A 12,697-nucleotide genomic window follows, 5' to 3' on the forward strand; every position below is an offset into this window, starting at 1 on the left:
TCGCCTGACGCGCCGTGATCGCCGCCGTCAACGTCGTCTTCCCGTGATCCACGTGACCGATCGTCCCCACGTTCACGTGAGGCTTGGTTCGCTCGAACTTCTCCTTGGACATTTGCTTGACCCCCGAGAGGAGCCGGCCTCCGGCCGGACGTTAGGAGCTGCGGACCACGCTCCCCGAGACCGACTCGGGAGCAGCAGCGTAGTGATGAAACTTCATGGTGTAGGTTGCGCGACCCTGCGTGATCGAACGCAGGCTGCTCACGTAGCCGAACATCGTGCCCAGCGGCACCTCGGCCTGGATCACCTGCGCGTTTCCGCGCGGCTCGACCATCGTGATTCGTCCGCGCCGCGCGTTCAGATCGTCGATCACGGCGCCCATCGAGGGCTCCGGCGCGACCACCTCGGTGAACATGACCGGCTCGAGAAGCACGGGCTTGCCGCGCTCGAGGGCCTCTTTCACGCCCATCGAGGCCGCGATCTTGAAGGCGAGCTCCGACGAGTCCACGTCGTGGTAGGAGCCGTCGACGAGGCGCACGCGAACGTCGACGACCGGGAAGCTGGCGAGAACCCCGGACTGCAGCGCCTCGCGCGCGCCCTGCTCGATCGCCTTCCAGAACTCGCGCGGCACGTGGCCCTGGCCGACCTCGCTCGCGTAGTCGATCCCCTGGCCGCGACCGTTCGGCTCCAGCTCCAGCACGACGTGGCCGTACTGACCCTTGCCGCCGGACTGACGGATGAAGCGCCCCTCGGCCTTGGCCGCCTGGAGGATCGTCTCCTTGTAGGCGACCTGCGGCTTGCCGACGTTCGCTGCGACCTGGAACTCGCGCAGCAGACGGTCGACGATGATCTCGAGGTGAAGCTCGCCCTGCCCGGCGATCAGCGTCTGCCCGGTCTCCTCGTTGGTGTGCACCCGGAACGAGGGATCCTCGACCGCGAGCTTCCCGAGCGCCTCGGAGAGCTTCTCCTGATCGGCCTTGGTCTTCGGCTCGATCACGATCTCGATCACCGGCTCGGGAAACTCGATCGACTCGAGGATGACGGGCGCGTTCTCGGCGCAGAGCGTGTCGCCCGTGAAGGTCTTCTTCAGCCCCACGAGCGCCGCGATGTCGCCGGCCGAGATCGAGTCGATCTCCTCGCGGTGGTTCGCGTGCATCTTCATGATCCGACCGACGCGCTCGCGCCGATCCTGGGTCGGGTTGCGCACATTCTGCCCGACCTTCAGCGTGCCCGAGTAGACGCGAACGAAGACGAGCTGCCCCACGTAGTGGTCGCTCATGATCTTGAAGGCGAGCGCCGCGAACGGCTGGTCGGCCTTCGCGCTGCGCTCGACGGGATTGCCCTTCGAATCGACTCCCTTGACCGGCGGCACGTCGATGGGCGAGGGAAGGTAGTCGACGATGGCGTCGAGAAGCGGCTGCACGCCCTTGTTCTTGAACGCGGCGCCGCACAGGACCGGCACGATCGCGAGCCGGATCGTCGCTTCGCGAAGCGCCTTGCGGATCGTGTCCTCGGCGATCGGCTCCGAGTTCAGGTACTTCGCGAGCAGCGTCTCGTCGTACTCGGCGACCGCCTCGAGCAGCTTGTCGCGGTACTCAGCGACCTGCGCCTCGAGTGCGGCCGGAATCGCCTCGACGGCGAACTCCGAGCCCTGGGTCTCGTCCTTCCAGACGATCGCCTTCAACGCAATCAGATCGACCACGCCCGCGAAGCGATCCTCGCTTCCGATCGGGAGCTGCAGGAGAACGGGCGTCGCACCCAGCTTGCCTCGCATCTGTGCGACGACGTCGAAGAGGTTCGCGCCGATGCGGTCCATCTTGTTCACGAACGCGATCCGCGGCACGCCGTACTTGTCGGCCTGTCGCCAGACCGTCTCGGACTGCGGCTCGACACCGCCGACCGCACAGAAGACCGCGACTGCGCCGTCCAGTACGCGCAGGCTTCGCTCGACCTCGATCGTGAAGTCGACGTGACCCGGCGTGTCGATCAGGTTGATGCGGTGGTCGCGCCAGTGACAGGTGGTCGCGGCAGAAGTGATCGTGATGCCGCGCTCCTGTTCCTGCTCCATCCAGTCCATCGTCGCGGTGCCTTCGTGCACCTCGCCGAGCCGGTAGTTGCGACCGGTGTAGAACAGGATCCGCTCCGTCGTCGTCGTCTTGCCGGCATCGATGTGGGCCATGATGCCGATGTTGCGAGTTCGCTCGAGGGAGGGATCCGAGGACATGCTTCGACTCCGCCCTACCAGCGGTAGTGGGCGAACGCCTTGTTGGCGTCCGCCATGCGGTGCGTCTCTTCGCGCTTGCGCACCGCTTCGCCGCGCTCCGCCGCCGCATCGAGAAGCTCGGCCGCGAGCTTCTCCTGCATCGACTTCCCCGCTCGCGCGCGCGCGTACTGGACCACCCAGCGCATCGCGAGCGCCGAGCCACGATTCGGCGAGACCTCCACGGGCACCTGGTAGGTCGCGCCGCCCACGCGCCGGCTCTTCACCTCGATGCGCGGGCGCACGTTCTCGAGCGCGCGCCGGAAGACCCGCACCGGCTCTTCCTGCCCGCGCTCCTCGACGAGCTGCAGCGCGCCATAGGCGATCGCCTCGGCGGTGCTCTTCTTTCCGCAGCTCATCAGCACGTTCACGAACTTCGCGACCTGACGATCGCCGTACTTCGGATCCGGTGTGGTCTCGCGTCGGGGGACTTCGCGTCGTCGGGGCATCGTCCTGCTCCTACTTCCGCCGCTTCGTGCCGTAGCGGCTGCGGCCCTGATTGCGGCCGTCGACTCCGAGCGTGTCGAGCGTGCCCCGCACGATGTGGTAGCGAACGCCGGGAAGGTCCTTGACGCGTCCGCCGCGCACCAACACCACCGAGTGTTCCTGGAGGTTGTGTCCCTCGCCGGGGATGTAGGCCCAGACCTCGCGCCCGTTCGAGAGCCGGACGCGCGCCACCTTGCGCAGCGCGGAGTTCGGCTTCTTCGGCGTCTGCGTCGATACACGGATGCAAACGCCGCGTCGCTGCGGGCACTGCATCAGATCACGGGCCTTGATCTTCTTCTGCTTGATCGCGCGCCCGTTGCGGACCAGCTGTTGAATCGTCGGCATCTCGGCCCCTGTGTGAGGTTCTGCGAATCTGGAAGTCTTCGCACGAACGACTACCCGCCCGCTGGATGTTCGCAGGACAGGGAGTTTCACCCCCCTGCTTGACACCCCGGTGGACGGTGGATCTTGTGCGGAGTTCCCTACCGAGCGAGTCCCCGAAGGCGAACCCGAAGGAACCTGCGTCCTCCGCTCGGAAGGGGCCGAATTATATTGGGAAACCGATCCGTGTCAACCGCGCACACGGGCCGGCGAAAGCGGGGCGAAGGCGCGCGCCTACAGGTCGAGCCCGCCACTGCCCGAGCCGGCGGTTCCCCGCGCCATCAGACCCACTTCGGCCGCCTCGCCGGAGCGCGACGCGGGCCGCTCCTCCTCGGCACTCTCCTCCTCGATTCCCGGATCCGCGCCCTCGATGCGGATTCCCATGTACCGGTACCGGGGCATGCCCGTTCCGGCGGGAATCAGCCGCCCCATGATCACGTTCTCCTTCAATCCGAGCAGCCGATCGGTCTTGCCCGAGATGGAGGCCTCCGTGAGCACCTTCGTGGTTTCCTGGAACGAGGCCGCGGAGATGAAGCTCTCGGTGGAGAGCGACGCCTTGGTGATCCCGAGCAGGATCGCCTCGGATCTCGCCGACTTCTTCCCTTCGGCCTCCATCTGCAGGTTCGCGGTGTCGAAGACGTGTTTTTCGACCTGCTCGCCGATCAGGAAGTCGGTGTCGCCGACTTCGATGACCCTGACCCAGCGCAGCATCTGTCGCACGATCACCTCGATGTGCTTGTCGTTGATCGACACGCCCTGGAGGCGGTAGACCTCCTGAACCTCGTCGAGCAGGTATTTCGCGAGCTCCTTCTCGCCCTTGATCTTCAGGATGTCGTGCGGGTTCGACGAGCCGCCCATCAGCGCCTCGCCAGCGCGCACGAAATCTCCCTCGTGCACGGCGATGTGCTTGCCCTTGGGGATGTCGTAGTTCTTGGCATCCCCGGTTTCCGGCGTGACGATCACGCGTCGCTTGCCGCGCACGTCCGGACCGAAGGAGACCGTTCCGTCGATCTCGGAGACGATCGCGAACTCCTTGGGCTTCCTGGCTTCGAAGAGCTCGGCCACGCGCGGCAGGCCGCCCGTGATGTCCTTCGTCTTGGTCGTCTCGCGCGGGATGCGCGCGAGCGTGTCGCCGGGCTCGACCATCTCGTCCTCGTTGCCCGAGATGTTCACGCCCACGGGCATCATGTACGACTGCAGCGTGTTGCCGTCGGCGTCCTCGATCAGGATGCGCGGCCGCAGATCGGGATCCTTCGCTTCGACGATGACCTTTCGGGAGAGCCCGGTGAACTCGTCGACCTGCTCCTCCATCGTCTGGCCCGCGATGATGTCGCCGAACTTCACGCGACCCGCGACGTTCGCGAGGATCGGGGTCTGGAACGGATCCCATTCGTGGATCAGCTGCCCGGCCTTCACCGCAGCGCCATCGGCGAGGTGGAGCTTCGCGCCGTAGACGATCGGGTAGCGCTCGCGCTCGCGACCCGTCGCGTCGACGACCGCGATCTCGCCGTTCCGGTTCATGACGATGATCGCGTTGTGCTTGTCGCGGATCGTCACCACGTTCAGGTACTTGATCAGCCCCTCGTTTCGCGCCTCGACGTGCGACTGCTCGACCCGCTGCGTGGCCGTTCCGCCGATGTGGAACGTGCGCATCGTGAGCTGGGTACCCGGCTCGCCGATCGACTGCGCCGCGATCACGCCGACCGCCTCGCCAAGATTCACGAGCTTGCCCTGGCCGAGATCGCGTCCGTAGCAGTGTGCGCAGACACCGCGAAGCGCGTTGCACGTGAGCACCGAGCGGATGGTCACGTGCTCGACACCCGCTTCGTCGAGCTTGCGCACCTTGTCCTCGTCGATCTCCTGGTTCGCCCGAACGAGCACCGCGTTGGTGACGGGGTCGTTGATGTCCGCGAGCGCGACGCGACCGAGGATGCGGTCGCCGAGCCGCTCGATGACCTCGCCGCCCTCGACGAGCTGATGGATCTCGATGCCGTCGAGACTGCCGCAGTCGATCTCGTTCACGATCATGTCCTGGGCGACGTCGACCAGACGCCGAGTCAGGTAACCAGAGCTCGCGGTCTTGAGGGCGGTATCCGCCAGACCCTTGCGGGCGCCGTGGGTCGAGATGAAGTACTCGAGCACCGACAGTCCCTCGCGGAAGTTCGCCAGGATCGGCCGCTCGATGATCTCGCCCGAGGGCTTCGCCATCAGACCGCGCATGCCTGCGAGCTGCCGGACCTGCTGCGCGGAGCCGCGCGCGCCCGAATCGACCATCATGAAGATCGAGTTCATGCTCGGAACCGTGACGGTCCGACCGGAGCGATCCTTCGTGTCCTCGTGCGCGATCGCCGCCATCAGGTTCTGCGAGAGCTCGTCGGTGACGGCCGCCCAGCGATCGACGACCTTGTTGTAACGCTCGCCGTCGGTAATCAGGCCTTCCTGATACTGGCGCTGGAACTCGCCGACGTCGTCCTGCGCCTCGGCGATCAGGCTCGCCTTGGTCGCGGGGACCTTCATGTCGTCGATGCAGATCGAGATGCCCCCGCGGGTCGCGAACTCGTAGCCCAGCGTGCGAAGCCGATCGGAGAGGATGACCGTCGCCTTGTTGCCGACGCGGCGGTAGACCTCGTTCACCAGATCGCCGAGGGTGCGGCGATCCATCACGCGGTTCACCAGCTCGAACGGCCCCCCCTCGGGCACGATGTCGAAGAAGAGCGCGCGCCCGACGGTGGTCTTCTGCAGCTTGCCCTCGATTCGCGCTTCGACCGCGGCCTGCAGATCGACGGCGCCGGCGTCGTACGCGGCGCGCAGGTCGTCGATCGACGCGAACCTCATCCCCTCGCCCTGCGCGAACTGCCGCTCGCGCGTCAGGTAGTAGGCGCCTAGAACGATGTCCTGGGTCGGGGTGATGATCGGCTTGCCGCTGGCCGGCGAGAGGATGTTGTTGGTGCTCATCATCAGCACGCGCGCTTCGATCTGGGCCTCGACGGAGAGCGGCAGGTGGACGGCCATCTGGTCGCCGTCGAAGTCGGCATTGAACGCGAAGCACACCAACGGGTGTAGCTGGATCGCCTTGCCGTCGATCAGCACGGGCTCGAACGCCTGGATGCCGAGCCGGTGGAGCGTCGGTGCCCGGTTCAGCATCACCGGGTGCTCCTGGATCACCTCGGCCAGGATGTCCCAGACCTCCGGGCGCTCCTTCTCCACCATCTTCTTGGCGGCCTTGATCGTGGTCACGTAGCCGCGCTGCTCGAGCTTCGAGTAGATGAAGGGCTTGAAGATCTCGAGCGCCATCTTGTTGGGAAGGCCGCACTGGTGCAGGCGCAGCTCGGGTCCGGCCACGATCACCGATCGGCCCGAATAGTCCACGCGCTTGCCGAGCAGGTTCTGGCGGAAGCGACCCTGCTTGCCTTTCAGCATGTCCGAGAGCGACTTCAGCGGGCGCTTGTTCGGCCCGGTGATCACCTTGCCGCGGCGCCCGTTGTCGAATAGCGCGTCGACCGCCTCCTGCAGCATCCGCTTCTCGTTGCGGATGATGACCTCGGGAGCGTTGAGCTCGAGCAGGCGCTTCAGGCGGTTGTTCCGGTTGATCACGCGGCGGTACAGGTCGTTCAGGTCCGAGGTCGCGAAGCGACCCCCGTCGAGCGGCACCAGCGGCCGAAGGTCCGGCGGGATCACGGGGACGACCTCGAGGATCATCCACTCCGGGCGGTTCGCCGACTCCTTGAACGCGTCGAGCACCTTGAGGCGCTTCGCGAGCTTCTTGCGCTTCGCCTCGCTGGTGGCCTCCTTCATCTCGGTGCGCAGCGTGACGGTCTCCTGGTCGACCTCGATCTTGGCGAGGATCTCGCGGATCGCCTCGGCGCCAATGCCGTACTTGAACGCGTTCGGCCCGTACTCTTCCTTGCACTGCATCAAGCGCTCGTCGCTCAGCAGCTCACCCCGGCGCAGCGGCGAATCGAGCCCGTCGATCACGATGTGCGACTCGAAGTAGAGCACGCGCTCGAGATCCTTCAGCGTCAGCTCGAGCAGATTGCCGATCCGGCTCGGCAGCGACTTCAGGAACCAGATGTGCGCGACGGGCGCGGCCAGCGTGATGTGACCCATGCGCTCGCGCCGCACCTTGGACTGGATCACCTCGACGCCGCACTTCTCGCACACGACGCCGCGGTGCTTCATGCGCTTGTACTTGCCGCAGTTGCACTCGTAGTCCTTGACCGGCCCGAAGATCTTGGCGCAGAACAGGCCGTCGCGTTCCGGCTTGAACGTCCGGTAGTTGATCGTCTCCGGCTTCTTCACTTCGCCGTACGACCACTCGCGGATCCTCTCGGGCGAGGCGATCGTGATCTTCATGCCCGAGAAGCTGAGCGGATCCTTCGGCTTCTCGAAGAGATTGTAGAGGTCGCGCATTCCGGCTCTCCCGTTCTACTGGATGTCTTCGAGCAGGTCGATGTTGAGCCCGAGGCTCTGCATCTCTTTGATCAGCACGTTGAAGCTCTCCGGCAGACCCGGCATGAGCTCGCAATCGCCCTTCACGATCGACTCGTACATTCGCGTGCGGCCGATCACGTCGTCGGACTTGACGGTGAGGAACTCCTGCAGCGCATAGGCCGCGCCGTAGGCCTCCATCGCCCACACCTCCATCTCGCCGAGGCGCTGCCCGCCGAACTGCGCCTTGCCGCCGAGCGGCTGCTGCGTGACCAGCGAGTAGGGCCCGATCGAGCGGGCGTGGATCTTGTCGTCGACCAGGTGATGCAGCTTCATCATGTACATGATCCCGACCGTGACGTCGCCGTGGAACGCATCGCCGGTGCGGCCGTCGAAGAGCACGGTCTGGCCGGAGGCCGGCATGCCGCCGGCCCGGAGCGCCTCCTTGATCTCGGCCTCGGTCGGGCCGTCGAAGACCGGAGTCGCGGTGTGGATTCCGCGCACGTGCCTTCGCGCCATGTCCATGACCTCGTCGTCCGCGAGGCCGTCGACCATCTTCTTGGCCTCCGGCTTCGCCATCACCGTCTTCAGGCGATCGCGCATCTTCGCGGGCGAGTAGTGCTCGTCGAGATGGGCCTGGACCTGCTCGCCGAGTCCGCGCGCAGCCCAGCCGAGGTGTGTTTCGAGGATCTGTCCGATGTTCATTCGCGACGGCACGCCGAGCGGGTTCAGCACCAGCTCGACCGGCTCGCCGTTGGGCATGTACGGCATGTCCTCTTCGGGCAGGATGCGCGAGATGACGCCCTTGTTGCCGTGCCGGCCCGCCATCTTGTCGCCGACCGAGAGCTTGCGCTTCGTGGCGACGTAGACCTTCACCATCTTGAAGACGCCCGGGGGCAGCTCGTCGCCCTTCTTCAGGCGCCCGATCTTCTCCTCGAACACCGTCTTGATCAGGCTCGCCTGTTCCTCGGCAGCGGCCAGCATCGTCTCGATGCGGGTCTGCTTCGCCGGATTCTCGACTCGGATGTCGCGCCACTTGCGGCGCGGCACCTCGGCCAGGTGTCCCTCCGTGATCGTGTCGCCGGGATTCAGCCAGGCGTCCTTCTTGCGCTCGTCGGCCATGCGCACGCTCGCGCGCTCGCCGATCAGCAGCTCCCGTACGCGGTTCAGCGCGGATTCCCGTACGATCCGGATCTCGTCTTCCTGATCGATGCGCAGCTTCGCGATCTCGGCGTCGGTGATCGAACGACCGCGATCGTCCTTGTCCGTGCCGCGGCGCGAGAAGACGCGCGCGCCGATCACGGTGCCGCTCTGTCCCGGCGGGACGCGGAGCGAGGTGTCCCGCACGTCCCCGGCCTTCTCGCCGAAGATCGCGCGGAGCAGCCTCTCCTCGGGAGAGAGCTGGGTCTCGCCCTTCGGCGTGATCTTGCCGACGAGGATGTCGTCGGGCTGGACTTCTGCGCCGATGCGCACGATTCCGCTCTCGTCGAGATCGGCGAGCGCCTCCTCGCCGACGTTCGGGATGTCCCGGGTGATCTCCTCGCGACCGAGCTTCGTGTCCCGAGCGACGACCTCGAACTCCTCGATGTGGATCGAGGTGAAGAGATCGTCCTTGACGATCTTCTCCGAGATCAGGATCGAGTCCTCGAAGTTGTATCCGCCCCACGGCATGAACGCGACCAGGATGTTCCGGCCGAGCGCGAGCTCGCCGCGGTCGGTCGCGGCTCCGTCCGCGATGACCTGCCCTTTCCGGATCCGCTGCCCGACCTTCACGATCGGCTTCTGGTTGATGCAGGTGTTCTGGTTCGAGCGCCGGTACTTGATCAGATTGATGATGTCCGGCGCGGCATCCGCGCCCTCGGCGTCGGGATCCGGCTTGATCACGATCCGCGAGGCATCGACGCTCTCGACCACGCCGCTGCGCTTGGCGACGATCGTGGCCCCGGAATCACGGGCGACCACGCCTTCCATTCCCGTGCCCACCAACGGTGCGTCGGTCCGAAGCAGCGGCAGCGCCTGGCGCTGCATGTTCGAGCCCATCAGCGCTCGGTTCGCGTCGTCGTTCTCGAGGAACGGAATCAGCGAGGCCGCCACCGAGACGAGCTGATTGGGCGAGACGTCCATCATGTCGATCTCTTCGCGACCGATCATCACGAACTCGCCGTTCTCTCGCGCCGAGACCACCTCGTTCTTGAACTTGCCGTCGCTTCCGACGGCTGCGTTCGCCTGCGCGATCGCGACCCGCTCCTCTTCCAGCGCCGACAGGTAGCGGACGTTCTCGGTGACCTTGTTGTTCTTCACCTCGCGGTACGGAGTCTCGATGAAGCCGTAGTCGTTCACGCGCGCGTAGGTGGAGAGCGACGCGATCAGCCCGATGTTCGGACCCTCCGGCGTCTCGACCGGGCAGATGCGTCCGTAGTGCGTGCTGTGGACGTCGCGGACCTCGAAGCCGGCGCGCTCGCGCGTCAGACCGCCGGGCCCGAGCGCCGACAGACGCCGCTTGTGGGTGACCGCCGAGAGCGGGTTCGTCTGGTCCATGAACTGCGAGAGCTGGCTGGAGCCGAAGAACTCCTTGATCACCGCCGAGACGGGCTTGGAGTTGATCAGGTCGTGCGGCATGAGCTGCTCGATCTCCTGCAGGCTCATGCGCTCCTTGATCGCCCGCTCCATGCGGACCAGACCGATCCGGTACTGGTTCTCGAGCAGCTCGCCGACGACGCGGACGCGGCGATTGCCGAGGTGGTCGATGTCGTCGATGCGCTTGTCGGGATCGCCGTTCTTCAGATCGACGAGGTACTTGACCGCGAGCAGGATGTCGTCCTTGCGCAGCGTGGTCTCGTCGAGCGGAACGTCGACTCCGAGCTTGTGGTTGAGCTTCAGCCGACCCACGCGCGAAAGGTCGTATCGCTCCGGGTTGAAGAAGAGGTTGTTGAAGACGGTGGTCGCCGTCTCGATCGTCGGTGGATCTCCCGGCCGCAGGCGCCGGTAGATGTCGATGATCGCCTCTTCCTTGGTCATGGTCTTGTCGGCGTTCAGCGTGTCGTGGATCGCCGTTCCCGTGGTGACCGGATCGAGGTAGAGCAGCTGGAACTCGAGCAGGTTGCGCTTGCGCAGCTCCTCGAGGATCTCCTCGGTGATCGACTCGTTGCACTCGAGGATGACCTCGCCGGTGGTCTCGTCGACGATGTCCTCGGGCGCGACGCGCTTCACGCCATCGTCGCGCACGAGATCATCGAGGCCGATCGGGATCCACTCGATCCCCGCCTCGCGGATCTTGCGCACCGCGGCCTGGGTGAACTTGCGTCCTTCGCGGACGATCGTCTCGCCGTCGTCGCTCTTCACCGACTTGGTGGCGCGCTGGCCGAGCAGCCGCTCGGGCGCGGAGACCTTCTTCGAGAGCTTGCGGCCGTCGATCTTGATCAGCTCCGGCGCATAGAAGAACGAGAGCAGCTCCTCGGGCGAGTAGCCGAGCGCTTTCAGCAGCACCGTTCCGTGCAGCTTGCGCCGCCGGTCGATCCGGACCTGGATCAGGTCCTTGTGGTCGAACTCGATGTCGAGCCACGAGCCGCGATACGGAATCACTCTGGTGGAGTAGAGCTTCTTGCCCGCCGACGTGACGGCCGTCGATTGGCCGGTGTCGAAGAAGATGCCGGGAGAGCGGTGCAGCTGAGAGACGATGACCCGCTCGGTCCCGTTGATGATGAACGTGCCGTTCTCCGTCATCACCGGAATCTCGCCGAAGTAGACCTCCTGCTCCTTTACGTCGCGGATGTTCTGGTGACCCTCTCCGGGGTTGTCCCAGACGATCAGCCGGATCGTGACCTTGATCGGCGCGGCGTAGGTCATCCCGCGCTGCAGACATTCCTGCACGTCGTACTTGGGCTTCTCGAGCGTGTACGAGACGAACTCGAGCGAGGCCGTCTCGTTGAAGTCGCGGATCGGGAAGACCGAATGAAAGACCGCCTGCAGACCCACCGACTCGCGCTTCTCGGGCGCGACGTCCGCCTGAAGGAACCGCTCGAACGATCGGTTCTGGATGTCGATCAGGTTCGGGATGTCGATGATCCGCTGTATCTTGGAAAAGTCCTTCCGGAGTCGCCCCGAATTGAAGGAAGCTTCCATTCACCCTCCCCTTCCCGAATGCGCGCACGAATGCACGCGCAACCCGGGGCCGGTCATCCCGGCTTGGTTTGCGAACGCTTGAAATGCGGTGATGTCGCGCGTTGCGCGCTCACTGACTCACTTGATGTCGACCTGTCCGCCCGACGCTTCGATCTGCGTCTTGATCTTGGCCGCCTCGTCCTTGGAGACGCCTTCCTTCACGGGCTTCGGAGCTCCCTCGACCAGGTCCTTGGCCTCTTTCAGGCCGAGACCGGTGATCGCGCGGACTTCCTTGATGACCTGGATCTTCTTGTCACCCGCCGAAACGAGGATGACGTCGAACTCCGTCTTCTCTTCCGCCGCCGCAGCGGCCGCTCCCGCAGCCGGCCCCGCCACCGCGACCGCGGCCGGAGCGGCCGTGACGCCCCACTCCTGCTCCATCTTCTTGATGAGCGAAGCGATCTCCATGGGCTTGAGCTCGTTGATCTGCGAGAAGATTTCTTCGACGGTTGCCATCGGACTTGCCTCCTGTGCCCGGATCGGATTAAGGCGCAACGTGCGCCGGAGCCGGGGCTACCTGGTGTTTGCGGGACTCAGTTCGCCTCGAGCTTCTGCTGGCGCTGTTCGAGAGCGTTGCGCAGATGCCCGAGGAGTGACTGCAGCGTGCCTGCGAGATTGCGAAGCGGGGACTGGAGCGTCCCGGCGAGCATGCCGCGAAGCTCGAGCTTGCTCGGAAGCTGCGCGAGGACGGCCACGCCGGCCGGATCGACGAGCTCCCCGTCGACGACTCCCCCCTTGATGCGGAACTTCTCGTTCTCTTTCGCGTAGGCGACGAGGACCTTCGCCATCGCCGAGGGCTCTTCGAACGCAATCGCGATCGCGGTCGGACCCTGCAGGTGCCTGGCGATCGGTTCGTGCGGCGTGCCTCGGGTCGCGATCGTGAGCAGCGTGTTCTTCGCGACGCGATACTCGATCTGCTTGCCACCCGCCGCGCGAAGCTTGGCGCGGAGCGCGTTCGCGTTGTCGACGGTCATGCCGCGGGGG

8 protein-coding genes are annotated in these 12,697 nt (G+C 65.6%); all 8 read right to left on the reverse strand.

Features of this window, described 5'->3' with window-relative positions; translation table 11 throughout:
• Positions 1 to 112, reverse strand: a 112-nt coding sequence (locus FJ108_16050) for an elongation factor Tu (protein ID MBM4337398.1), incomplete at its 3' end; no start/stop codon positions are given.
• Between the two features lie 39 nt (positions 113 to 151).
• Positions 152 to 2,221 (reverse strand): elongation factor G, encoded by a 2,070-nt coding sequence (gene fusA, locus FJ108_16055; GenBank protein ID MBM4337399.1) that lies wholly within the window; start codon positions 2,219 to 2,221, stop codon positions 152 to 154.
• 14 nt (positions 2,222 to 2,235) lie between these two features.
• Positions 2,236 to 2,706, reverse strand: a complete 471-nt coding sequence (rpsG, locus tag FJ108_16060; protein ID MBM4337400.1) for a 30S ribosomal protein S7 — start codon at positions 2,704 to 2,706, stop codon at positions 2,236 to 2,238.
• A 10-nt stretch (positions 2,707 to 2,716) separates the two neighbouring features.
• Positions 2,717 to 3,088 carry a 30S ribosomal protein S12 gene (locus tag FJ108_16065; protein ID MBM4337401.1) on the reverse strand — a complete coding sequence of 124 codons (372 nt, stop codon included), beginning with the start codon at positions 3,086 to 3,088 and terminating at the stop codon, positions 2,717 to 2,719.
• Positions 3,089 to 3,358: 270 nt separating this feature from the next.
• Positions 3,359 to 7,534, reverse strand: a complete 4,176-nt coding sequence (gene rpoC, locus FJ108_16070) for a DNA-directed RNA polymerase subunit beta' (GenBank protein ID MBM4337402.1) — start codon at positions 7,532 to 7,534, stop codon at positions 3,359 to 3,361.
• 15 nt (positions 7,535 to 7,549) lie between these two features.
• A complete protein-coding gene (gene rpoB, locus FJ108_16075) occupies positions 7,550 to 11,674 on the reverse strand; it encodes a DNA-directed RNA polymerase subunit beta (protein MBM4337403.1) in 4,125 nt (1,374 codons plus the stop codon).
• A gap of 117 nt (positions 11,675 to 11,791) precedes the next feature.
• On the reverse strand, positions 11,792 to 12,169 hold the full coding sequence (locus tag FJ108_16080; protein MBM4337404.1) for a 50S ribosomal protein L7/L12: 378 nt from the start codon (positions 12,167 to 12,169) through the stop codon (positions 11,792 to 11,794).
• Between the two features lie 77 nt (positions 12,170 to 12,246).
• The coding region (locus FJ108_16085; protein ID MBM4337405.1) for a 50S ribosomal protein L10 at positions 12,247 to 12,697 on the reverse strand (451 nt) is incomplete at its 5' end.

The organism is Deltaproteobacteria bacterium, assembly GCA_016875225.1.
Taxonomy (GTDB): domain Bacteria; phylum Myxococcota_A; class UBA9160; order SZUA-336; family SZUA-336; genus VGRW01.